A 25,030-nucleotide genomic window follows, 5' to 3' on the forward strand; every position below is an offset into this window, starting at 1 on the left:
AAGCAATATAGACAACTCATTAATAAAGCGACTACTTATCTTCTTTAAACTCAACACCATCAAATTGATAAACAATAGACTTATCTTCCACAACAGTTGTGATTGAAACAGGTCTCTTCCAAATCTTATAGATATTTGCCATCGTATCTTGGGCCTGAGTTAAGTCTAGATCGACACCCTGGTGAACATGGCGAAGCAGTAACTCTCCACGGTTCTTATGATTAGCAGATTCGACCTCTATTATTGGAGAACCAAAATTCGTTAGTTGATTTAGAAGCTTTGCCTTAATTTCTTTGAAGTCACGTGTTTCGATCTCATTTCGGCCAGTGCGTGAGTTATACTTGTAAGTGAAAAGCTGCATACGGTTGCAAAATTCTTCAGTGAAGAACTCATCGATAAAAGTAATATCGTTATGAGTACGTCTTACTTCAAAAATCTTTTCGCGTCCTTTATTCGTTTCAATATGCCAATTCTCTTTCTTGTGTAGATCTGTACACTCTTGGTATTCTTTACCAAATTTTCCAGTATCCCAACGGTACTCAATATCGCGCATCAGCTCAATACCGATTTTATATGGATTAATATTTTGCTTACTCATGGCCATAACACCAGAGTGAATATCTGCAAAATCAATAATCTCAGAACTATTCAATGCCTTCTTCGTTAGGATCTTAGAGTGCCAATAAGAGGCCCATCCCTCATTCATAATTTTTGTCATTCTTTGAGGTAGAAAGTAATACGCTTCCTCTCTAAGAATACCTATGATATCCGCTTGCCAATCTTCAATTGGGGCATGATCAATAAGAAATTTCATAATATCACGTGTGCCGCGAATTTCTTCATCTAATAGCTCTAGAGGCGTCTTTTTGACTTCGTCCTTACCTTCTTCAAGTCCAACTCGTCCCATTTTAGAATTCATGAAAGAGCGCAGAACTTGCGAGCGATCATCTTTGAATTCAAAATCCTCGTCGGCCGATGTTTTTTGTTTTTCTTCGCTTTGGAAAAGAACATTAACATCCAGTAAGTTTTCAAAAGAAAGAACTGTATCAATGAATTCTTCCACACGATCTTGGCCATACTTATCCATGTAGCGACGTACTTTTGTCCCATGATTGGCCATAACATCCATCATGCGACGATCTGTTCCTCTAAACCAAGCGTTATTTTTAAAGAAGTCAGCATGGCCATAAACGTGGGCCATAACTAGCTTTTGATCAACATAACGATTAGAGCTAAGAAGATAGGCATAACAAGGGTCTGTGTTAATCACAAGTTCGTATATTTTTTGAAAACCGTATTTATTACCTTTAGCAAGGCGGTCATACTCTAGACCGAATCTCCAATGAGGATAGCGTGAAGGAAATCCTCCATTTGCGGCAAGAATACAAACGGTATCATAGTCACAAACTTCGAATACAACAGGATAGAAATCAAGTCCGTACTCGACTGCATAGCCGTGTACTTCATCTCTTAATCTTGCAAGTTCACCACTTAGTGGTTTTGTTCTTTCCATACTACTTATTACTGGAGTCACGCCTTACTTACCTTTTCCTAGAAAATCTTTTATTGAATCTAAGATTGCTTCTTTATTTTTAATTTTACTTAAAATGACATCCTCATGTTTTTCACCGAACTCTTTGGAAAGGTCTTTATAAAATTGACCTGAACCATAACGAGACTCAACTTGTCCGTAGAAGAATGCATTTGAATTTGGAATGATTGAATTCTTTAAAATATCAAGACAAACCTTTGTGTCTTCGGCCGACCAGTTATCACCATCAGAAAAATGGAAAGGATAAATATTCCATTCATCCGAATTATAATCACTAGCGATCATATCCTTACAAAGCTTAAGTGCCGATGAAATCAGAGTTCCACCACTTTCACGCGTTCTAAAGAATGTCTCTTCATCAACTTCTTTTGCCGTTGCATCGTGGATGATATAGCGAATTTCAATGTCTTTATACTGAGACTTAAGCCATAGGTTAATCCAAAAAGATTCTGTGCGAACAATTTCTTTTTGCTCATCACCCATTGAACCTGAGACGTCCATCATATAAATAACAACCGCAGAGTTTTCAAATTCAATCTTTGAATCACTTGAGCGGTAGCGCATATCACTTTTAATTGGAACAACCACAGGATTCTTTGGATCATAAGTCCCCATTGCGATTTGACGCTTTAAGGCCTCTTTAAAAGATCTCTTATAATGCTTTAGGGAATCTGGCCCAACTGTACCGATACTAGTGTAGCGATCCACAGTTGACTGCATATTCTTCTTCCCCTTAGGTTCAATCTTAGGTAGCGCGAGTTCATTGCCAAGAATTGAAGCAAGCTCATCGAGACTCATTTCAACATCAAGGGCCTTCTCACCTTCCCCTTCACCAGCTTCTCCTGGCTCTCCTTGACCTTCTTGTGGTTCACCTTGTCCATCAACTGGATCCCCAGGTTGGCCATCACCTTGTCCTGTTCCACCTTGACTTTTGTCGCCAAAACGAAATTGTGGAGTGTTGATAGAAGGCATTGGAACTTTAAATTGGCCATTACCTTTTGGAATAGGCATCTCACCGCCGGCAATATACTTTCTTAGATTATCACGCACCTTTCCTTTAATAATTTTACGAAAACGTGCGTGGTCTCTTTTAATCGGGTGATCCATTAACTCTCCAATTGTGGAGGTGCTAAGTCCTAAGACTTAGCACTGTCTCCTTTTGCAAAAATACTAGCGACATAATTAAGAGCATCAGTTGCTGAGATTTCACAGTAACCGTAGTTCTTAATTAGACGAGACTTGATAACATCAATCTTCTCTTGTGTTTCTTTATCAACAACATTAGAGATGATTGTTGTAAGTTTAATCGCATCTTTTTGATCTTCAAAAAGCTTAAGCTCAAGTGCACGATGTAGTCTTTCATTCATTTTGTAATCGAATTGTTTACCTTCGATTGCAAGAGCACCGATGTAGTTCATGATCTCACGTCTAAAGTCATCTTTACGAGATTCAGCAATGTCGATCTTCTCTTCAATGCTTCTCATGAAACGCTCATCCGCTTCTTCAAGTTTACCTGTGTACTTGTTGCGAACCTTCTCTTTTTGAGTGTAGGCCTTAACGTTATCAATATAATTTGCACATAGAGTCTCAATTGCAGTTTCATCAAGAGAGATAGCTTTTTGAACATCATTTTTAACAATGTCTGTATACTCTTGGCGAACGATTGCTAGCATCTCACGATACTTATCTACTGCCTCTGGATTATTTGCCATAGAATTTTTAAGTCCAGACTCAAGTTCGTTGAAAACCATAAATGGGTTTAGTGAACCAGTGTGTCCATACTTAACAAGAGCGTTAGAAATTTTATCTTGGATATAACGAGGAGAAATACCTTCTAAACCTTCTCTTACCGCTTCTTTACGAAGCTCTTTTACGTTGTCTTCATTGTACCCAGTAAGAGTCTTACCGTTATAAAGTTTAAGTTTTTGAACAAGAGTAAGATCTGCTTTCTTTGGCTCTTCCATTCTTGTTAAAACTGCCCACATTGCTGCCATATCTAAAGTGTGTGGGGCGATGTGAACATGAGGAATCTTTTCAGCGTTAAAGTCACGCTGATAAATTCTCACTTCATTATCAAGACGAGTGATATATGGAATATCAATTTTTACGGTACGGTCGCGAAGTGCTTCCATAAATTCGTTATTTTGTAGCTTTCTAAATTCAGGCTCATTTGTGTGACCAAGAATAACAAGGTCAATATCAGTTTGAGCGAATTTCTTAGGCTTAATCGATTGCTCTTGAGAAGCGCCTAGTAGGTCATATAAGAAAGCAACATCAAGTTTTAACATTTCGATGAATTCGATAATACCACGGTTAGCGATATTGAATTCACCATCGAAGTTAAAGGCACGTGGGTCAGAGTCTGATCCATATTGTGCGATCTTTCTATAGTTGATATCACCTGTTAGTTCAGTTGAATCTTGGTTTTTCTCATCTTTAGGTTGGAAAGTCCCAATTCCTAAACGATCTTTTTCTGAAAGAATTAGTCTTTTAACACGGATATGGTTTTCCATAACCTTCATGAAGTCACCATCATACTTAATCATGTATTCATTAAGGATATAACGGTCAGCAGGACAAACTTCACCACGGATTTTAATCTTGTGGTCCTTATTGCCCTTATTCATATTTTCTAAGAACTCTTTTCTTACTTCGTGTGGAATTAGCTTTAATGGATCTTCATGCATTGGAGATGGAAAAACTTTTTGTCCACCAAGAATGTCAGATTCTTCTTCGTCATACCATTCAAAAGTATAAAGAGCACCTTCATCTGTGCGTGAATAGTGTTCTAAACCTTTTTTAAGATTTCTTGCAATTGATGACTTAGCAGAACCAACAGGTCCATGAAGTAGTAGAACCCTTTTTTCAGTTCCGTAACCAAGAGCTGCGGCCTTAAAAAAGTTAACTAATTTCATTAGGTGTACATCAATTCCAAAAACGGCATCTTTACCATTTCCAATTGGGTCATCAAAAAAGTGATAGCGAGTGATTTCTTTTTTATATTCTAGATAAGTACTCGTTCCAAAAGTCATAATCATATCGAAAATTCTTTGGAATGAATTGCGTCCGATTCTTGGGTCTTCAGCTACAAGATCTACGTAATCCTGAAAACTCCCCGTCCAGTGTAAGTGAGCAAAGTCTTCAACTTTGTAGTTCTCACTCATAAAGTCTTTCATATTCATTTTAGTCATATCTTCTCCATCCATGAGTTGCATTCGATGCAAGCTAAATTCCTAAATATATTATAACGTGAAAAACTAAGTAGAAGCAAAGGTAACTATAAAAAAAATATGTAGTGACTTTTTGACACCGTAAAATAATCAGGTACTCACTAAAATTACTAGGCAAATATTTGGCAAAATGAATGCCCAACAAAAGCATTTGACTAAAATCTGTATCCAATTGAAAATATAGGAATTACAGATTTAGCATTGTTGAGGGATTACAAGGGTGAATATGGATATTATTTGTGCCGGCGTATCAGATATTGGACGCAAGAGAGAGACCAACCAGGATTCAATTTACGTTGGGAATTCAAGTAAACTCTATGTCGTGGCAGATGGCATGGGTGGACACTCTGGCGGTGAACTGGCCTCAACAATGGCCATCAAATATGTTGCAGAGAAAGTGAAAGAGCTCAAAGCATCAAGCACTGATACTTCTACTGTCCTCAAAGACTCTGTTCACTTTGCTAACGAAAAAATTAAAAATTACGCTGATGAAGAACCATCTTTAAAAGGAATGGGAACAACTGTTGTTGGAATTCTCTTTGGCGAAGATAAAGCAAGTATTGCAAATGTTGGTGATTCACGTGCCTATGTCATCACTCAAGGACAGATCTTTCAATTAACAAAAGACCACTCTGTCATCCAAGAAAAAATCAATTTTGGAATCTATACTCGTGAACAAGCTGCTAATGATCCAAATAAGAATTACCTGTCTCGAACGGTCGGGTTTGAATCAGGAATTGAAGTCGATCTTTATGATTACAAACCGAATAAGGGAGATATTTTTCTTCTTTGCTCAGACGGGCTTCATGGAAAACTAAGTGACGAAGATATCCTCTTTATCATTAGCGATATGATAAAAAAGAACGACGAACTAAGTCATCAGCTCATTCACGACTGCGCACAAACACTTGTGAGGCAGGCCAATGAACACGGTGGACAGGACAATATATCTGTAATCTTAGCTGTAGTTAATTAATCTTAACCAGCTTAATCAGGACGATTATTTCGTCTCGATGTGTCATGGATTAATGTCTTGCAAACTGTTATCAAGAAACCTACAATAAACATCAGAAATTATTGAAAATTCAAGGAAGTAATTTTGAGTCGTTTTTACACAATTATGGTAATTCCTGAAAAGGAGAAGGGAGTTAAGTCATTTCGCATTCCACGAGTGATCTTTAACTCAGTTCTATTTTTCATCGTTATCATTGTAGCAGTTATTGGTATTCTTACTTTTGACTATATTAAAATTCTTAAACAAGTTTACGAAAACCGTCACCTAAGCATTGAGAACCGTCAGCTTAAAGAGCAAATCCAACTCTTTAATATGAAACTCAATACCTTAACAGATGATATTGAACGTATTCAAAAAATCGAAAGTAAATTAAGAGTGATCTCTGGTTTTAAGGACTTTGATCTAACAAAGCCAGTAATGCAAAACTCTGATGAGCACGAGGCACAAGAAGGCGATCATGGCCATAATCACACGGCCCCTTCAAATCCTTCGCGCAACCCACAGTCTGTTCTCATCCCCCAACGAGACCAGGAGTTAATGAATAAAGTTAAGTCGGAGCTAATTGACCTTAAGAATGTTGAGGAGTTTAGCGACATTAATGATCTCTACGAAAGAAAGATCGCAACAAACTTTGGGTTAACTTCTGGTTATAGCTTCACAAAAGAATGGAGTAGCTTAATTAAACAAAGTTTTAAGTTAGCTGAAAACTTTGCGTTTTTTGATTATCGATATTCAATCCTACGCAAGATTTCAGGTGATTTAGAGATTCGTGTAAATGAGCTCGATCAATTCTTACTCGATCGCGAGTCTTTCTTAAGATCGACACCAACACTTCTTCCGGCCCGTGGCTGGATTACTTCGTACTATGGGCCTCGTATGAGTCACTACTCAAAACGAGTAAAAATGCACGAAGGCCTCGATGTTGGTGCACCAATTGGAACAATCATCCTAGCTCCAGCAGATGGGATCGTTAAAGTATCAAAGAAAAATTACGGTTTTGGAAACCACGTTGAAATAGATCATGGATACGGTATAACTACAGTTTACGGACATAATTCAGAAAACATCGTTGTAAAAGGCCAAAGTGTCAAACGGGGGCAACCAATTGCAAAAGTTGGTAACTCCGGTTTATCCACAGGCCCCCATTTGCACTACGAAATTCGCATTAATGGAACACCGGTGGACCCACTTTATTATGTACTGGATTAATTAGGAGAAATTTAAATGTTTAATCCGCTTAAGTCTTTTTTTGGCACGAAACACGATCGCGATATCAAGAAGCTCATGCCAATCGTTAATGAAATTAATTCTCTTGAAGCACAAATGGAAAAACTTAGTGATGACGAGCTTAAGGCACAGACGACTAAGTTTAAGCAACGCCTAAGTGAAGGAGCGACTCTAGACCAAATTCTTCCTGAAGCATTTGCAACAGTAAGAGAAGCTGCTAAGCGTGTCCTTGGTATGCGTCCGTATGATGTACAGATCATCGGTGGTATTGTTCTTTACAAAGGAATTATTGCGGAGATGAAGACAGGGGAAGGTAAGACTCTTACTGCAACTCTGCCTCTTTACCTAAAAGCTCTTGAAGGAAAAGGTGCCCACCTTGTAACAGTTAACGACTACCTAGCAAGTCGTGATGCTCAGGAGATGGGTGTTCTTTATAATTGGTTAGGTCTAACGACTGGTTGTATTATTGCAGATATGGAAGATGAAGATCGCCAGACGGCATATGCTTCAGATATCACATACGGTACAAATAACGAATTTGCTTTCGACTACCTAAGAGATAATATGAAATTCTCTTTAGAAGAATATGTTCAAAGAGATTTTCACTATTGTATCGTGGATGAGGTTGACTCGATTCTAATTGATGAGGCCAGAACTCCCCTACTAATTTCAGGTCCAAGTGAAGGTGACTCAACTCTTTATGGTGTTGCAAATAAAGTTATCCCACAACTTACTGTTGAAAAGCATTTCACAATTGATGAAAAATCAATGTCAGCTGTTTTTACAGAAGAAGGGATTTTAAAAGTTCAAGAGCTAATGAAAGTTGATAATCTTTATGATATAGAAAACTCTGCTCTACTTCACCACTTAAACCAAGCGCTTCGTGCTCATCACCTATTTAAAAGAGACGCTAACTACATCATTAAAGATGGTGAAGTTATTATCGTTGATGAGTTTACAGGACGTCTTAAAACGGGTTCTCGTTGGTCAGACGGTCTTCACCAAGCTATCGAAGCAAAAGAAGGTGTTGAGATTAAGCAAGAAAACCAAACTCTTGCCTCGATTACATTCCAGAACTACTTTAAAATGTACTCAAACCTAGCAGGTATGACAGGTACAGCAGATACAGAAGCGGAAGAATTTAAGAAGATCTATGATCTTGACGTAATTGTTATTCCTACAAATCTTCCAATTGCTCGTGTTGATGAAGCGGACGTTATCTATAAGAACAAGCAAGCAAAATATAGAGCAATTATTAAGCTTCTAAGAGAACTAAACGAAAAAGGCCAACCGGTTCTAGTTGGGACAATTACAGTTGACTCTTCTAACCTACTTTCGCAAGAGCTAGAAAAGGCAGGAATTGAACACAATGTTCTAAATGCCAAGCAACACGGTAAGGAAGCCGGTATCATTGAAAATGCTGGCCGAAAGGGATCTGTCACAATTGCAACAAATATGGCCGGTCGTGGTACCGACATTAAAATCAATGATGAAGTAAAGGCCCTAGGTGGTTTATATATCCTTTGTACTGAAAGACACGAGTCTCGTCGTATTGACAACCAGCTTCGTGGTCGTTCAGGACGTCAAGGAGACCCTGGTCGTTCAAAATTCTTCCTTTCTCTAGAAGATGATTTAATGAGAATTTTCGGAAGTGATCGTATCGCAAAAGTGATGAACACTCTTGGAATGGAAGAAGATGAGCCAATTGAGCACAAGATGATTACTAATGCCATCGCTAAAGCTCAAAAGAAAGTTGAAACGCACAACTTTGAAATCAGAAAGCACCTTCTTGACTTTGATAATGTTATGAATGAACAACGTCGAGTAATCTACCGTATCCGTCGTGATATTCTTTCAGATGAAGACAACCTTGGATTCGTTAAAGAGATGACAGAAGATGTTGCTGACAACCTTCATGAAACATATCGTCCACAAAAGAAAGTTCCTCTTGAGGACCTTCCTTGGGAAGAGATGAAATCAGGATTCTGTGCTACTTTTAATACAGAATACGAAGTAAGTGCAGTTGAATGTTCTGACAAATTCGAAGGTAATGTAAGCAAGTACTTTGAAGAAAGAGCAAAAGAAATTCTTGAAACAAAGCTTGCTGGTTATGACGAAAGACAAGTGACTCTTGCTCTAAGAGAAATTCTACTTTCAACTTTTGACCAACACTGGAAAGATCACTTAAGAAATATGGATCACCTAAAAGAAGGGATCAATCTTAAGGCCTACGCACAAAAAGATCCTCTTACTGAATATAAGAGAGAAGCTTTCAACCTATTCGAACAAATGCGTGTTGATGTAAAAGCAAGTGTTGTTCGCAATATGTTTACTGTACGTCTATACACTCAAGAAGAGATTGAAGAACTAAGACGTCAACAGGAAGAAGAACTACAAAAGCAACTAGAAATTCTAAAAGCAAAAAGAATTGCTGAAGAAGAAGGACGTGATGAACCAGCACAAGCTCAGGCTCCTCGCTCACGCGGTCAAGTTAAGGTAGGACGCAACGACGCCTGCCCATGTGGTTCTGGAAAGAAATTTAAACACTGTCACGGATCATAATTAATATGTCAGATGGCGATAACAAGAACGATTTAACACGTATTGAGGACTTGTCTGAGTTTCTTCATCAAGGTGATGATGAGCTCGACAAGCTTCTTTCTGATCTTGATGAGTCCAGTGAGGACTCTAATGAAGAAGACGAAGCTGAAATCGAGTTAGCGCCATTTGAATATTCAAATAACTCAGAAGAAAATTCGGATGACGACACTTATGAGTCAGAAGAAGAGTTTTATAATGACAATAATGAGGACGACTCATATGACGAGGCCGAATACGCCTTTGATGAGTCAGGCCTCGACGACGATGTCGATCATGAAGACGATCAGGAAGTTGGTCAAGAAGACGATCAAACAGACTTCAACGAAGACTTTGAAAGCAACTTTGAAAACGACTTCCAAAATGACGCCCTCGATGACGACTTCGACAACAATCAAGACGAAAATGTCGAATATGCAGAAGATGACCAAATAGAGGACCAAGAAAGCGAAGAAGCTGAAGAAGCTGAAATCGAACTATCTCCTTTCGAAGAAGAAACTGAATCTGAAACTGAAGAAGACAATAACATCCTTGAAGAAGAACTTCCTCAGCAAGAAGAGCTCTCTACACCAGAAGCACAAGCCTATGAGCAAGTAGAAACTCCCCTTACGGCCACACCTGAAACCGTAACACCTGAAGTTAAAATGGCCCAAGACTTTGCTGAAGTCAGAGACTTTGCGGCCAACTCAACATACGGCAAGGTTGCAATTGGTGGAAATCCACCTTTTTCCATCCTTATGCAAGGAATTATTCCTGGTGAATATGATGAGAGTATTCTTGCCATTTTAAATGAACATGGACTCTTAGGTGATAACGAAGATCTTTATCGCACAGGCCTAGAAAGTGGACAGCTTCTGATTGCACAAATTGGCGAGTTCAGTGCCATTTACTTAGCAGGAAAATTACGTCGCTATTGCCGTGTGATCAAGCTTGGACTGGCCCATGAAATCCATGCTAGCCCTAATTATGACCACAATGATCAGAGAGGGCTAACAGGGCCTCGCTCAGTCAACCAAAATAAAACAAAGCGTTTTGTCAGAAATGATGAAGACTTTAACCAAGAAGATGTTCTTCTTAGCTCTTCTCACTTCGTCCCAGGATACCTTATCACACATAGCTTAGGGCCAATGCAGATAAATGAAGTCATTGATGGTAACGAGTTTAATGATATTAAATCAATTAACCTCATCGAATACTTCAGTGACCAATTCAAAGAAAGCGCCTTTAAAAAGGGTGCCAATGCAATTATTTCGATCCATTTTACAGTGAATCATCACAATAAAGACTCAGCGTCTAATGATATTATTATCATGGCCCACGGGGACTATGTCGTTTTAGAAGAAAACAAGGCATAGAAAATAGACAATTATGATTAGCAATTTAAGCGATACAAAAGATTTTTACAGTACCATCATTATTGGAGGCGGCATTGTAGGGGCCGGAGTTTTCCGAGACCTAAGCCTACATGATGTCGATACTCTTCTTGTCGACAAGAAGGACTTTGCCTCTCAAACGAGTTCTAAGAGCTCTAAAATGCTTCACGGTGGAATCCGCTATCTTGAAAATTTTGACTTTCCCCTAGTATGGGAGGCCTTACATGAGAAGAACCTGTGGCTAAAACTTGCTCCTCACCTTTGCTTTGAAGAAAAGTTCTATCTACCGATCTATTCTGATTCAATTCGTCCAAAGTGGATGATTAGAATTGGCCTTTTCTTATACGATCTTCTTTCAAGTTTTCAAAACTCTCCGTATGAGATGAAGAGTAAAATTGAAACACTTGAAACAAATGCGGATTTAAAAGAAGACGATTTAAAAGGAAGCGGCGTTTATCATGATGCTGTTGTACACGATGGGCGATTAACGATTGAAGTCCTAAGAGATGGGGCCTTCAATCCTAAGTGTCATGCTCTAAATCATGTGGCCTTAGTTGATTATGAATTTCTAGCAGATGGAACAATCAGAGTTGTTCTAAATGATGAAATTGAAGGGACAACAAAGGAAGTCTACTGCAATGACATGATCTTTGCGACAGGACCTTTTACAGACAAAATCCTCGCAAAATCGAAGCAAATCCACTGGCATCCACAACTACTACCATCACGTGGTAGTCATATTTGGATCTCAAAAGAGCGCTTAAAAATAAAGAGTGCAATTCTTTTAACACCAAATGATGGCCGAGTTATTTTTGTCATTCCACAGGCCGATAAAATTCTAGTTGGTACAACAGAAGCAAAAGTAGAAGAAGATTATTTTGATCTAAAACCAACTCAAGAAGAGATCACTTACTTACTCGCCAACTTAAATCAATATTTCCCAAAGGCCAAGATTGAAGAAAGTGATATACTCTCAAGCTTTGCAGGAATTCGTCCACTGGTAAAAGATGATTCCACGGCCGCTCTAGGAAAGACTGCGCGAGTCCACAAATACTTTCAACCATTGAAAAACTGTCACGTTCTCATTGGTGGAAAATATACGACATTTAGAACAATGGCCCAAGATGTAGCAAGAGCAATCGTTCACAAACATAAGAAACCATATATTCAAGATAAGACCCTTGCAGAGTTTCGCTTTAAGATGCGCTACAATCCTTTTAAGCAAAAAGGCTTCACACCTGAGCAGGAAGCTGAAGTTAGAAAGTACGAGTTTATCCGTTGTGAAGAAGATTTTAACAGACGCCACTAGAGTATTAAGTCGCGTCTGTTAAGAGAAACTAGAAGCGTAAGTAGGCTCCAGCAATTGCTCTAAAACCACTTAGAGAGATCGTGTTCTCAACTGTCGATCCACCAGTTTCTATACTGAAAGTTGATGAGCTGCTAAAGTAGTCACCTTTTGCATAGAAACCAAATCCTGAATCAAGTGTGTACTTGATCCCACCACCAAAATTCATATATGTCCCTGAACCAGAAAGGCTTTCAGTTGTTGAAGAACCAGCACTCTGTGGGATTTCATTAAGTGAAGTCATCGATAGACCAAAACCAACTTCAACGTAAGGAATAAAGCGGTTTGTTGCAAGAGGATTAAAAATATGGAAATTAACGGCCCCACCAAAATCAATTGAAGATGAAGTTGAGTCAGAGATGCCATTGCTTCCAGAATAGTAACCAACACTTGCTTTAAGTGAAAATTTTTGTAGAAAACTTTGAGACTTTGGAAAGAATAGCTCAAACTCTCCAGCAAAACCAAGTGAGCTAAGTTCTGCATCAGTACTTACACCAACATTGTCATATGTTCCGCTAAGCATATTAAGGCCAGCTGAGACATTAAAGGCCATATTCTTATCTAGAATCTTACTTGGTGTCGGTTTAGACATTGTTTGATTGCTTGAAAATGATGTTGTTTTAATGGCCTCAAGCTCACTCTGTTCCTCATAGCTATTTGAAGCTGAAGATTGAGTATATGAACTTCTTTGTTGTGGGGCAGAACGGTTAACATCAACAGGCTCCCCCATCTGCTTTCCACCAGGATACGTTGCCTGTAGTGACTTAGATCGATCATCTGTCAGTTTCACAGGAGAAGAAATCTTTAAGTTTGCAACCTTATCACGTTGGATTTCATTAGGTTTTACAATTCGATAAATACTCCATACAGAACGTGAAGGAGTGGCCTTAATACAGACAGCTCTAGCAAAAACACCTGTCGTAATAAAGAACTTTGCATGATCCCCGATAACGAGGCCATCTTCAAGGCCTCGATTCATAAGAATCGTTTTCTTCGATGTTGAAGTCTGAAGAATTCTGAAAGTTAACTTCTCATCAATATCCAGAGCCAGTGTACTAGAGCTCAATAGTGTAATTAGTGAGAAGGTTAGAATTTTTAGTAAACGTCCTGTCATATCATATCCTTAAAAAAATATACTTAAACTAGCGATAAATTTTAAATTACTAACTGTTTGGTTAAGTGCAAAATTATTAGCATCCGTTGCATTAACTTCGCTTATAGGAGACAAACTTAGTAGTTCATAGTTTAACTTGGCCCCTATACCATAGCCAAACATATTTCCTTTTTCATAATCTCTGAATGTAGAAATTCTTGTTTTAATTCCAAGAGTAATTGAAGGAAGAGCGACTGATTCATAGTCATAGCTGTAATTAGCAAAAGAGGCAGAGGTCGTCTCACCAGTTCCACGCTTCATTCCAAGGCCAACAAAAGCAAGAAGTTTATTTCGCACGTAAGGAGCATTGTAGAAGTAATAATTAACATGCGCGCCAAAATTCATATAAGTCATGCGGCCATTGATACCACCAAGATCAACATTTAGGTTTGAAACGTCGAGACCAAAGTCAACACTCCACTTTTTGAGAGAATCATGTGCTCTGATAAGATGAAATTCATAAGAAGCGGCAAGGCCATAACCAAGGTTTTGGTGGTTACTGTCACTATCCGTATAATTTGGCATAAGGTTTGAAATAAAGCTTAACTGAACTTCATTACCACTTTCGATTGAAAGAACATTTTCTCTTCTAAATTTTTCACGAGCAATACCAGATGACTTTAAGTAGCGACTAAGTTGCTCACTATCCATATCAGCAGACCATAGTGGCCCTTCTTTATCGAGAACTGCCTTTGCCGATTTTGTCACACGATTCTTGGCCCTTTCTCTTGCAAGGCTTTCTTCCATCGCATTTGGAATTGAGAGATTTGAATTAGCACCAGTTAAGTCAGGTCGCCCACTATAGAGCATTTCTTTGTAGCCATCTTGGGCCGCAGAGATCTTACTTAATTGATCTTGATTTTGGCGCGCCATTTGAGCATCAAATTCTTCGGCCGTAAGTTTTGCTGTATCAACAGGCTCTAGCTGAGAATCGACATACTTATAGCGAAGTCTACCATCTCTAACGATAATCTCGTCACCATCTCTTAACTGAGTTTTCTTTGTGACCTTATAAATTGTCGACTCATCAATTCTTGAGTCATAATTCTTATCACTTGGAGTCTCTTTATCTTGCACAAGATCTGTCGGAACTTCTCCATCGATGGCGTGTTGATTATTAAATTTTGTTTTCTTTGACTCATAGGCCTTAATTTCGTAGACAGGTTTTTTCTTATAACGGCCACTTGCGGTTTGAGATCGAATTTGTAGCGCAATAGTTGCATCCGGAGCGAAATTAGCACGGTTTAGCTTATCTCCAGAAATATCCTTGAAATACCAATAAGATTCTCGATCTGAAACCTTTAGAAGCTCAATACTTCCAAGGTAGAGGTATTTTGGTTTTTGATAGTCGCCAATACGCATTGATACGTCTGCCACATCACCAGTTTTTAGTCCTGTAAGCTTTCCGACAGACAGCTTAATTGTGCGTCCAGACTGGGAAAGGGCCACAACTTTTGCTTGCATCATTGCATAAGTATTTGCCATCAATAAATTTAGCAAAAGTATCATTACGAATTGTTTATATTTATCCATATATTTAATTATAACGAATGGAAGTATTTGAAACAATATGGTAAGGTATGTATATTTTTACAAAATTATGCCACGGTGCACCACGAGTGAACGGAGGAAAATATGGCCAAAAGAAAGAAGAATATTCAGATTTTTCGATACGAATGCCAAATGACTGGCGAAGTTTACAAAACAACTAAGAAAGCAGCTAATCCTGATGATCTAGTAAGCGTCAACGCATACTACGACATGAACCCTGAGGAAGATGATCGTCCTGAGGAAATTAAGAAAGAATTAGGAATTGAATAAAATTTAGAAAAAAACGGAGTTTTTGAATGGCACACCACAAAGTCATTATTATTGGATCAGGTCCTGCTGGTTATACAGCGGCCCTATATGCATCACGTGCAAACCTTGAGCCTCTTGTTATTGAAGGACATGAGCCAGGTGGGCAATTAACGACGACGACTGATGTTGATAACTTTCCAGGATTCCCAGAAGGAATCATGGGGCCAGAGCTTATGGCCAATATGAAAAAACAAACTCAGAGATTTGGTACACAATACCTGAGTGGTTTTGTCACTGGGCTTGATACGTCAAAGAGACCTTTTACTCTTACAGTAGATGAAGATAAAACTTACACTGCAGATGCTGTTATTCTTGCAACTGGTGCATCGGCCAAGTATCTTGGCCTTCCAAATGAAAAAGAATTAATTGGTAAAGGTGTTAGTGCTTGTGCAACTTGTGATGGATTCTTCTACCGCGACCGTGTTGTTCACGTTGTTGGTGGTGGGGATACTGCAATGGAAGAAGCAACTTTCCTTACAAAATTTGCTTCTAAAGTATATGTTGTCCATAGAAGAGATGAGCTTCGTGCATCTAAGCCAATGCAAGAGCGTGCTTTTAATAACGAAAAGATTGAATTCGTATGGGATAGCGCTGTTACAGAAATCATCGCAGATGCAACAGGTGTAACTTCAATTAAGGTTGAAAACTTAAAAACTGGTGAGGTTACTGAGAGAAAAACTGATGGCCTATTTATGGGTATCGGACATAAGCCAAATACAGACTTCTTAAAAGGTAAAGTTGATCTAGATGATCACGGTTTTATCATCACTGAAGGAAGACACCCTGATACAAGTGTTGCTGGTATTTTTGCTTGTGGTGATGTTCAAGACTCTTACTACCGTCAGGCAATTTCTGCGGCAGGTTCTGGATGTCAGGCAGCAATCAGAGCTGAAAGATTCTTAGAAGAAAACGAATAATTTAAATTCATATCGTGGCCTAGAGAAAATCTAGGCCACATTATCTGAAATATACAACTCAACTCTTTCAACAGTTTCATTAAATAAGCGCTTTACAACCTTACTACCATTTTTAAGGCGGCCAACCATATCTTCGTAGTCGATTAAGGAGCCTTTTGCCACAGACTTAAGCCCTACGGCACCTTCTTTTAATTGCTTGGCCACGAAGAAATAAAGATAGAGGTCTGCACACTCCTGTTCATTTAGGTCATGTTCATCAAAGGCATTAATTTTTAAATCATTGGCCTCAATTGATATTTGTGGCTGTATGTCCTTTTCAAATAAAGGAGTGATCTCACTCGTTCTAATCGTCAAATTTCCACTGCCTTTATTAAAGATCATGAGTCTTGCAATACAGGCCTTGAGTTCAGAAATATTTCCAGGCCAGTCATAATCGAGAAGCATTTTTTGAACACGATGAGAAAGACGTTTTTTAGTGGTATGATTTTTAAGGCTATATTGTGAGATAAAGTAATTTGCAAAGAAGAGAATATCTTCCTTTCTCTCAACGAGTGAGATGGTTTTAAAGCTTGGAATCATTAACTCATTCAAATAAACAGTACCAGTAAAAAGAATTCTAAACGATTCTCTCTGATCAACAGTCTCGATAATATAATTTGCCACCGTAGGTGAAAGCTTATCAAGGCCCTTAAAGATTACATGGCCATTAATAACACGATCTCTAATCTTATCAACAACCTCATCAATATCTTTCTTTGTCATCTTGGCATAGCAATTAACAACTTCGATATGAGTATTAGCAGTATTAGACTGGCGAGCAATTTTTTCACAAAGATAGAACTTACCACTTCCCTCGCCGCCGTAAATATAGACAGGGCCCTTTTCATTAGGTGCGCTATATTGATCTAAGAACGATTGGGCACCTTTGGCAAAAACACTTATTCCCATTGAAGTATTTAAAGCAACTTCATTTTCGTAATCGTCCCCATAATCACCACTATTATATTCTTCATACTCTTCAATCTCATCACTCTTGTAAAAGTAGAGAAGGCCAATAACTCGAGCTAGGAACATTGCCTGTTTTAAATCGTTATCAGTAAAGAGTTCGTTCTTTTCTTTATTTGAAAAATTTAAAATCCCAAAGATATTTTCATTATGATCGAAAATCGGACACATCATATATGTTGAGATCGTTGTATTATTAACAACCTCGTACATATTAAAGAATTCATCACTTGATAGAGATTGAGAGAATTTTGATTTAATACCACGAGGATTGTTATATAGCTCCTCAAGTATTCCAACAATAGGATACTCAATTTCTTTTAGCTGATTCGTGTGAAAATCAAACTCACTGAAAGTGTGTTCATCATGTCCTACAATAAAAGCCCTAGCATCTCGTGCCTTAACAATTCTTTGGACTTCAATAATGAATAATTTTATCAATTCAACTTTATTACGATAGTTCTTAAAGATGTGAAATAAATCAAGAATCATTGAAACAGAAACATTATCATCGATATCTTTATCGAATGTATTATCAGAATCATAATTTCCCGCAACTGCTTCATTTAAAACCATATCATACATAAGGTTTCGAAGACGTCTCTTGCCCATTGAAGAAACAAGTTCTGTCATGAGGTTCATAATGCTTTCAACCTCGTAGTCAATAAACTCAAGGCCAAGGTAGTTATCACCAACATTATTAAAATTTGGACGATATCGTCTTAGCTTAACGGTTTGGAATAATCGTATTTTTTTAAACTTAATTTCAATCTTAAAAATTTGACTATCAACATACTCTCCGATGAGAACACCAATACCTGTTGTTGATATATTGTCGACGGCCACATTGAATGAATTTGAAGTTGAGTCTCCAATCATTTCATAGAGAATACACTCTATATTATCCGACTCTTTTAGTTTAATACGATAATTTCTAAGTTTCTTCATATGAATATTTATCGTCTAGTAAAATTACTAACTTTAACTCTCAGAGATATAAAAATTCTAAAGAAATCGACGATAAGAAGATATCTGAAATCGGACCCATCATTGAGGAATAATTGAAATTTAATATTCAAAATTACAAATTTTTCAAATCATATCGCTTCCCAATTCACGAGGAAGATAAAGTTAGTGCTGAAGTGATCACAATAGATCGCGAAAATATCAAACATAATAATGTTCGCATTGACTCAATAAACCTCTCTGGCCTAAATTTCATTTGCTCGCAAAAATATTCAATTGGCGAGAAAGTTAAAATCAAAATCGCAACTAAAAGACTTTTTAATAACTGGGACTTTGAGTTAACTGGAATAATCATCCGCTCATTCATCTATTGTGAGGATGTGACAAAGACGATATACGGAATTTCAATTGAACCAAATTCACAAACAACGGTTTTAAAATACTTTTTAAAAGACTTCTTATCACACTATCGAACGGCGAAGCTCAAAGACAAGCTCTTTCAAATCTGCCAAAATAAAATAAAGATCAATCGTGATGATGGGGTTGAGTTATTTTCACTCTTTCAAAGCTTAATTCAAAAAACTTATAGTGGTAAGATTATCGATATCTTAAATGAGCTTCCTAGCATTTTCCGCTGTGAAAACTATCATATCTTTCTCTTTGATGCCAAAACAGGTGAATTCGAAATTGAAAGAACCAATAGTGACGTTACACCGAGGGATCATAGCTTTAATAGCATTCTAAAAGAAGCCTACTTTAATAAAGTAATCATTAACAAAAGCTTTCATGAGAAAAAAGCAACCGGTGTCGATCTCGACATTAAAAATATCCTAATGTCCCCTATTGTTAACCACAATGGAGAAAGCATTGGCATTATTTGTATGTCTAATAGTGTATCGGGTGGGAAGTTTAATTTTACGATGATTGAAAATATAAAGATTATCGCTAGCCTTATCTCTTATTTTTATGCAGGTAAAAAGCATACTATTAGTAGTGAAAAGGTTGAAAACAAACTTCCAGATCACTTCATTTTCAGTGATAAATCACAAACCGGACAATCGATCATTAACACTCTAAATACAATTAAGAACACTAGAGAAAATCTCTATATCCACGGAGAAGTAGGCCTTGGAAAGAGAGCGTACGCACGTTATATTTGCGGCGATAATGAAGAGAATGTCATTGACTTTAATGACGATGAAATTGCTAATCATAAAAAACTTGAACAAATAAGTGAGCTGACAAATAAGGGAATAAAGGATTTAATCGTTAAAAACCTTGAGATGCTAAGCTACGATGAACAAGCAACCTTCTACAATATTATTAGGTCGCTTAAAATTAGAATCGTGACAATTGCAACCAATGATCTGAAGGCCCTTGAAAAGAACGATATTATTCTAACAGACCTCTACAATCTCATCACAACAGTAAAACTCAATATTCCACCACTTCGACTACGTCGAGCAGAGATTGTTGAAATCGCTAAGCACTATATTAAATATGAATGCACTAAACGCGGCATGAGTGTGAGAAAACTTTCACAAGAAACAATAAATGATCTAGAGGCCGCAAACTGGGACTTCAACAATAGCACCCTTCACGCAATAATAGTTAAGGCCTTATTAAAATCTGAGCCAAACGAACAGGTAATTCAACTAAGGCTTAGAACAAGGGATTCCAGAAGAATAGTAAGTAGCGACCAAAATACTCAACTACAAGAATACATCCTTAACACCTTAAATTCATGTGATAAGTCTATTTCTTATAAGAATACTGAAAGTATTTTTGTGGAAAATTTAATGAGAAAAAAAGCTTCTTAGATTTGACAGACCCAAAGCAAAATTGAAATAATTTTATTAACAGATCACGGATCGATCTGAGAGTTTACATTTAGTAACTAGAAACTGCATCGGATAGCAGTTTTAAAAAGACCAGGGAAGGTATCAATGAGTAATTTCTTTAAGTACAATACACTCAATATTTCACTATCTAGACAAACTCGTACATGCAACGTTGTCATCGCCAACGATGAACAGTTTTTCAATACTTCGACGTACTTAAATGAACTTGAACACTTCTTTGACTGGTTAACTAATAAAATTGAAATTCATTCAGTAGTTTTTAAATTTGCTAGTGATGATATTGAATTATTCAAAAAAGAAGAACTTAGGTTTTTCGATGAAGTAAACCTTGGTAATACTCTACAACAACTAGCAAGACTTAGCTGGGGACAATTGCTATTACCACAGACGATCCTTTGGTCATTTCAAAAATCTGCTTGCCCATTTAGTCTAGAATTAGCAATGGGTGGAGATATCCGCTACTGCGCTCCTTCTTTTAGTGTGACTTTTAATCAACTCGATAAGGGAATCACACCAATGGCAGGTATGAATACTCTTACTAACGAAAAAGCAAATAGTGCAAAGCTTATGCAATACCTACTATCTTCTCAAAGCGTAGGTGCCGATGCCCTTATAAACGCAGGCCTTGTCGGAAAAATTCTTTACAGCGAAAATGAACTTGAAGATATTGTAACTCGTATCTCTAAGCAGTCACCTACTGCAAGAATTCAAACAAAGAGATCATTTAACAACGCTCTTATTAAGGCAATGGAAGATGACCTTTTAGAGGAAATCACTTTTGCTAACTCAACATTGGCCACTGGTGACTTTAAAAACTATGCAAATGGAAAGGATTTCATTAATCCACGCGACTTTGCCCGTGTTTTAAAACAAGCTCCTACTGTTGCAGAGGCCATCTAGCCTAAGAACGGCCCATCTCGTCTCCAAAAGAGTGGGCCAAATCACTGATTTCACATAAATTTCTCTCGAAAACATAGCTCACCATAAAATATTTACACAAAAACAGTGTAGTGCACTTTTTTGTGTTATAACCTCCTCGAACAAGAAAACAAAAAGATTGAATGAGGAGAGAATATGAAAAAGTTAATTTTTGCACTATCACTACTTACAGTAACAAGCTCTTTTGCTAACTGTAAGCAAATCTCTAGGCACGTTAAAATTTATGAATGTAGAGATCTAATTGCACAACACGTACTTAAAAAAGGAAGATGTTGGTACAACGATAATATGTATATCGAATCTTATAATGCATTTGCAGGGGTAGCATTTGTTGAAGAAGTTTACCTAAAAGATGCCAATCACAATCTTCTTACTGAAAGAAGAACTGTTCTTAGTACAACGAGTGGAACAGGTACAGGTGTACAAGCAATGGATTCTTATTGGGACTGTCGCAAGGCCATGGGAGAGCTTGAAACATACAGCTTAGAAGAAGTTAAAGATCTTTACGGAATTCAACAGTAAGAACTCAAACAGAAAAAATGGAGAAGAACATGAAAAATATTATTTTACTACTATCGATTTTAGCGACAACAAATATCCTTGCAAGCACATGGTGTGAAAAAGGTAAGCATGACGAAAATTACAAATGCCGAGTGAGTGTGAATGAGTATGCACTATCTGTCGGACAATGTAGTGCCTTTCCATGGCCAAATGGAGATGTTGAATATAGTGCCAAGGCAATGGCGGTTGAAGTTTTTCAAGAATTTGAAGTAAACGATAATAACGAAGTTGTCTCAGATATAAGATATAACTACATAACAAAACAATCAGTATTTTCTGGTGTCTATGCCATGAAAACAATGAAGATATGTAAAGATAAAAGAAAAGTAACACCAACACACAAGCTTGCTGATATTAGAAAAATGTACGGTATCAGATAAGAAACTTAAAGGCCCACTTGTGAATGTGGGCCTTATTTATACTGGTCTAATTTCAAAATTAGCTAATTGTGAAGGTAGCTTAGAAATATCACGGGCCAGACCTAGAAGAAAACCTCCCCCACCGGCACCACAAAGCTTCAAATAGAAATCATTCGATTCAAGACCTTCTGTCCATAGATCTCGATAAAGAGCAGGAATCATCGGGTTGAAATGTTCAAATTGAAACGAAGATAACTCTTTAAACTTCTTCCAGAGCTTTTCACGATCGTCATTAATATAATACTTTATACACTCATCAGAAATTGGCGTTAAGACGCGATCGCAAAGATAAGCAAAGTCCTTAGAAGAACACTTTTCCATGAATAAGTTTACAAGTGGCTCTGTTCTTCTGGCACGGCCTGTATTTAAAAGAAATAGCCCTGGGCCTTTGGATTCATTTTTTAAAACAACTTCAGTCAGCTGTTTCTTACTATCAATTAGAAGCGGAACATTTAAGTAACTTATCAGTGGGTCAACTCCAGATGAAGATCCGTGAAAGTGTGATTCCATTTCTTTAAAACAATCCTTTAAGAAGGCAATATCGTTTTTTTGTTCATCACTAATACGTGCATAACGATCAAAAACGGCCGCACATAATGCCCCCGAACTTCCAACACCATAACCCTGAGGAATAGTTGATTTAAATCTAATGCCACTAGAGATATCAAAAGAAAAAGATTGGTGATCAAAGTTAAAGCTAAGGTTTCCCTTCTCATTTTGTTTCTTTAAATATTGTGAAAATGCAGATAACTCAGAATCAACTCCTGTGTTTTGCTTTTCAGGAAAGTTTAGCTTTCCGTCAAAAAGTGAGTAAGGCATCGCTAAAGCTTTTGACGAGCGAATGATTGAGTACTCACCAAAAAGAAGAATTTTTGCGCTAAAACTTCCGACACTTTCCATTATGAATCTCGATTTAAAAATTCCACTTCGACACCATTACCCATGTGATCATGGATAACAACGTTATTATGACAAAGGCCAGAAACTTCATCTTCAATAAATTGACGAACTTTAGCTTCATCTTCTTTTAGATAAAGAATATGCACATTTGGCCCAGCATCAAGAGTAAAACAGATCTTTGCGCCTGTTTGTGCTCTAAAGTTTCTGATCTTAGCGATGATTGCTAATGTATTTGGTTCCATCAGAATAAATGATGGTTTTGAATTCATCATTAGGCCGTGAAGTTCTAATGCCTCGGCCTCAACAATCTCTGCAAAGGCATCAAAGTCACCACTACTTAGAGCAAAGCAAAGTGAGTTAAAATTGTTGCAAGCATTTAAGAAACGAGTTTTTGCAAATGGATGCGTATTCATAAGAGCATGGCCAGCTGTAGAGCTTACGGCCTTCTCACTTGCACTTACAATTGCAATAGAATCACAAATTCCTTCAAATGACTTATCATAGCTATCAAGCCCAACAGCATACTCTTGAGAGCTTCCTTGAACCGACTTACCCCAAATCGACATTTTTGGAAAAAGTGATCGTGAAGCACTTCCAGAGCCTAAGCGGGCCATAAAAGAAGCTTTCTTTAGGTAATATTCTTCGTCGTGGTCTTCTTGCGTCACTATTTTTTCAATCTCACAAAGTGCACTGGCAAAATTTGACATTGATGCTGCTGAAGAAGCAATTCCAGACGAATGAGGAAATGAATTCATTGAATCCATTTCAATTCGACACTCATTGATAAATGGGAAGAACTCAACTGCTCGATTAAAAAACTTTTCAACACGGGCCTGGAACTTCTCATTACTCTTTGACTCAAATTTAAAATCTAATTCAAATTTATCAGATTTTGAAACTTTATAAGTTGTCAAAGTATGAGCATTATCAAGTGTGACACTTAGAGAAGGGTTTGAAGGCAGCTGCTCTCCATACTTTCCCCAGTACTTAATCAATGCAATATTAGAAGGGCTCTTTATATTGAAAGAGCGGCCTTCACTTAATTTTTCTATTTTATAATTCGTTAACTTGAAATTAGTGGACATTATTAGCTTCAACTTTTGGTTCATTATCGACAATTAAATCACGGTAAGGAATGATGACCTTTAGGCCTTTTTCCTCAAAGTAATTAGAAACGTACCTTCTATTATTCATTGTTGAAGCAAGAATGAAGTCACCACCCCATGCACCAAGAGATTTAATTTCTCCATCAAAGTCACTAAAGGCCTCTTGCTTAATAGGCTTAAGTTTAAGTTGTTTACCAATAATTTCTTCATGGGCACGGATTAAGAAGTTAAATTCCTCCTGCGTTTTTGCAGAAGCAATCTGATTTGATAATTCACTGATAGTATTGATTACTTCCGGTGAATGTGGACGCAACTGATTATAGTACTCAATAGCATCACGAGAGTTTTTCTTATGACCTAAGTAAATAAAGTATAAGTTATTTTTAAATGATGGGTTGAATTCAACCGGCGACCACTTTGGCCCGTCACCACTTTTTTGATAGATAAGTGGATCATCACTTTGCGCACAAGCGATATCGTATCCAGAACCACCAAGCGTATTAAATGCTAACTCAAATGGTGAAACCATCGCCCAGTCAGCAATATTATGAATTAAAGTTGAAGATGAACCTAGGCCCCACTCAAGAGGGAATCCAAGTTGAGTCACAACATGTACATCAACTCCATCTCTTAAGAAGTGCTTATTCTGCTTTCTAGCTTGTCTAAGCATCTGTTGCAGAACCATCATCTCTTTGGTTGGATTGTCATTTAAGATATTGAAGTGCCAGAATTCAAAGATCACTTCAAACCATAGCTTTCCAGCAGGGTCATATGACTTCCAATATAGCTTTGGATCAAATGATGCTGAATATTGAACGCGAAGAGATTGTCCAACAGTCGTTGGTAGACCAAGTGCCTGAGCACCGTCTAGAACAAAATACTCTCCAGATAGAAGTAATTTCCCATGACCAAAGTAAAGTTGGCCATTCTTTGGAAGTTCAAGAAATTGTTCTCCTTCCAAATATTTTAAAATTGTGTTGCTTGTGTGTGTTGTGTTCATAA

At 37.5% G+C, this 25,030-nt stretch carries 20 protein-coding genes; 11 read left to right on the plus strand and 9 right to left on the minus strand.

The window, feature by feature from the left end; genetic code table 11:
• Positions 1-31: 31 nt before the first annotated feature.
• The 3 genes from ABMA78_RS13670 to ABMA78_RS13680 are packed head-to-tail and all read right to left on the minus strand — an operon-like array spanning position 32 to position 4,743.
• Positions 32-1,513, minus strand: a complete 1,482-nt coding sequence (locus ABMA78_RS13670) for a SpoVR family protein (RefSeq protein WP_392860824.1) — start codon at positions 1,511-1,513, stop codon at positions 32-34.
• A gap of 24 nt (positions 1,514-1,537) precedes the next feature.
• Entirely contained in the window at positions 1,538-2,659 is a 1,122-nt protein-coding gene (locus tag ABMA78_RS13675) for a DUF444 family protein (protein ID WP_392860825.1), read from the minus strand.
• 29 nt (positions 2,660-2,688) lie between these two features.
• Positions 2,689-4,743 carry a PrkA family serine protein kinase gene (locus tag ABMA78_RS13680; RefSeq protein WP_392860826.1) on the minus strand — a complete coding sequence of 685 codons (2,055 nt, stop codon included), beginning with the start codon at positions 4,741-4,743 and terminating at the stop codon, positions 2,689-2,691.
• Between the two features lie 265 nt (positions 4,744-5,008).
• Here ABMA78_RS13680 and ABMA78_RS13685 point away from each other — a divergent pair, with 265 nt between their 5' ends.
• The 5 genes from ABMA78_RS13685 (at position 5,009) to ABMA78_RS13705 (ending at position 12,304) form a co-directional block, all read left to right on the plus strand.
• Positions 5,009-5,758 carry a Stp1/IreP family PP2C-type Ser/Thr phosphatase gene (locus ABMA78_RS13685; protein ID WP_392860828.1) on the plus strand — a complete coding sequence of 250 codons (750 nt, stop codon included), beginning with the start codon at positions 5,009-5,011 and terminating at the stop codon, positions 5,756-5,758.
• Positions 5,759-5,881: 123 nt separating this feature from the next.
• On the plus strand, positions 5,882-7,006 hold the full coding sequence (locus tag ABMA78_RS13690) for a M23 family metallopeptidase (protein WP_392860829.1): 1,125 nt from the start codon (positions 5,882-5,884) through the stop codon (positions 7,004-7,006).
• Positions 7,007-7,021: 15 nt separating this feature from the next.
• Complete coding sequence (gene secA, locus ABMA78_RS13695; protein ID WP_392860830.1) at positions 7,022-9,586, plus strand: preprotein translocase subunit SecA; 2,565 nt, start codon at positions 7,022-7,024, stop codon at positions 9,584-9,586.
• 5 nt (positions 9,587-9,591) lie between these two features.
• Positions 9,592-10,977: a hypothetical protein gene (locus tag ABMA78_RS13700; protein ID WP_392860832.1), complete on the plus strand. Its 1,386-nt coding sequence runs from the start codon at positions 9,592-9,594 to the stop codon at positions 10,975-10,977.
• A gap of 13 nt (positions 10,978-10,990) precedes the next feature.
• Positions 10,991-12,304, plus strand: a complete 1,314-nt coding sequence (locus ABMA78_RS13705; protein ID WP_392860834.1) for a glycerol-3-phosphate dehydrogenase/oxidase — start codon at positions 10,991-10,993, stop codon at positions 12,302-12,304.
• A gap of 28 nt (positions 12,305-12,332) precedes the next feature.
• Here the strand turns inward: ABMA78_RS13705 and ABMA78_RS13710 are convergent, their stop codons facing one another.
• Both ABMA78_RS13710 and ABMA78_RS13715 read right to left on the minus strand, forming a co-directional pair.
• A complete protein-coding gene (locus tag ABMA78_RS13710) occupies positions 12,333-13,454 on the minus strand; it encodes a hypothetical protein (protein ID WP_392860836.1) in 1,122 nt (373 codons plus the stop codon).
• Between the two features lie 9 nt (positions 13,455-13,463).
• Complete coding sequence (locus tag ABMA78_RS13715; RefSeq protein WP_392860837.1) at positions 13,464-15,026, minus strand: hypothetical protein; 1,563 nt, start codon at positions 15,024-15,026, stop codon at positions 13,464-13,466.
• Between the two features lie 102 nt (positions 15,027-15,128).
• Between ABMA78_RS13715 and ABMA78_RS13720 the strand changes: the two genes are divergently transcribed.
• Together ABMA78_RS13720 and trxB are read left to right on the plus strand one after the other, a co-directional pair.
• Entirely contained in the window at positions 15,129-15,314 is a 186-nt protein-coding gene (locus ABMA78_RS13720) for a hypothetical protein (protein ID WP_392860838.1), read from the plus strand.
• A gap of 26 nt (positions 15,315-15,340) precedes the next feature.
• Positions 15,341-16,270, plus strand: a complete 930-nt coding sequence (trxB, locus tag ABMA78_RS13725) for a thioredoxin-disulfide reductase (RefSeq protein ID WP_392860840.1) — start codon at positions 15,341-15,343, stop codon at positions 16,268-16,270.
• 30 nt (positions 16,271-16,300) lie between these two features.
• Here the strand turns inward: trxB and ABMA78_RS13730 are convergent, their stop codons facing one another.
• Positions 16,301-18,223 (minus strand): hypothetical protein, encoded by a 1,923-nt coding sequence (locus ABMA78_RS13730; RefSeq protein ID WP_392860842.1) that lies wholly within the window; start codon positions 18,221-18,223, stop codon positions 16,301-16,303.
• 113 nt (positions 18,224-18,336) lie between these two features.
• On the opposite strand from ABMA78_RS13730, the gene ABMA78_RS13735 reads away from it, so the two are divergent.
• The 4 genes from ABMA78_RS13735 (at position 18,337) to ABMA78_RS13750 (ending at position 21,983) form a co-directional block, all read left to right on the plus strand.
• Positions 18,337-20,061, plus strand: a complete 1,725-nt coding sequence (locus ABMA78_RS13735; RefSeq protein WP_392860844.1) for a hypothetical protein — start codon at positions 18,337-18,339, stop codon at positions 20,059-20,061.
• Between the two features lie 126 nt (positions 20,062-20,187).
• Positions 20,188-21,003, plus strand: coding sequence for an enoyl-CoA hydratase/isomerase family protein (locus tag ABMA78_RS13740; protein WP_392860846.1), 816 nt, complete (start codon positions 20,188-20,190; stop codon positions 21,001-21,003).
• A gap of 174 nt (positions 21,004-21,177) precedes the next feature.
• A complete protein-coding gene (locus ABMA78_RS13745) occupies positions 21,178-21,564 on the plus strand; it encodes a hypothetical protein (RefSeq protein ID WP_392860848.1) in 387 nt (128 codons plus the stop codon).
• A gap of 29 nt (positions 21,565-21,593) precedes the next feature.
• On the plus strand, positions 21,594-21,983 hold the full coding sequence (locus ABMA78_RS13750; RefSeq protein ID WP_392860850.1) for a hypothetical protein: 390 nt from the start codon (positions 21,594-21,596) through the stop codon (positions 21,981-21,983).
• A 36-nt stretch (positions 21,984-22,019) separates the two neighbouring features.
• Here ABMA78_RS13750 and ABMA78_RS13755 read toward each other — a convergent pair whose 3' ends face one another.
• Genes ABMA78_RS13755 through ABMA78_RS13765 form a run of 3 tightly spaced genes read right to left on the minus strand, consistent with a single transcriptional unit; the run spans position 22,020 to position 25,028 of the window.
• Complete coding sequence (locus ABMA78_RS13755) at positions 22,020-22,922, minus strand: mevalonate kinase (protein WP_392860852.1); 903 nt, start codon at positions 22,920-22,922, stop codon at positions 22,020-22,022.
• Complete coding sequence (gene mvaD / locus ABMA78_RS13760; RefSeq protein WP_392860854.1) at positions 22,922-24,007, minus strand: diphosphomevalonate decarboxylase; 1,086 nt, start codon at positions 24,005-24,007, stop codon at positions 22,922-22,924. The genes ABMA78_RS13755 and mvaD overlap by 1 nt, the downstream gene beginning before the upstream one ends.
• Entirely contained in the window at positions 23,997-25,028 is a 1,032-nt protein-coding gene (locus ABMA78_RS13765; protein ID WP_392860856.1) for a GYDIA family GHMP kinase, read from the minus strand. Before ABMA78_RS13765 ends, mvaD begins: the two co-directional genes overlap by 11 nt.
• Between the last annotated feature and the right edge of the window lie 2 nt (positions 25,029-25,030).

The organism is Halobacteriovorax sp. RZ-2, from assembly GCF_043196685.1.
Classification (GTDB): domain Bacteria; phylum Bdellovibrionota; class Bacteriovoracia; order Bacteriovoracales; family Bacteriovoracaceae; genus Halobacteriovorax_A.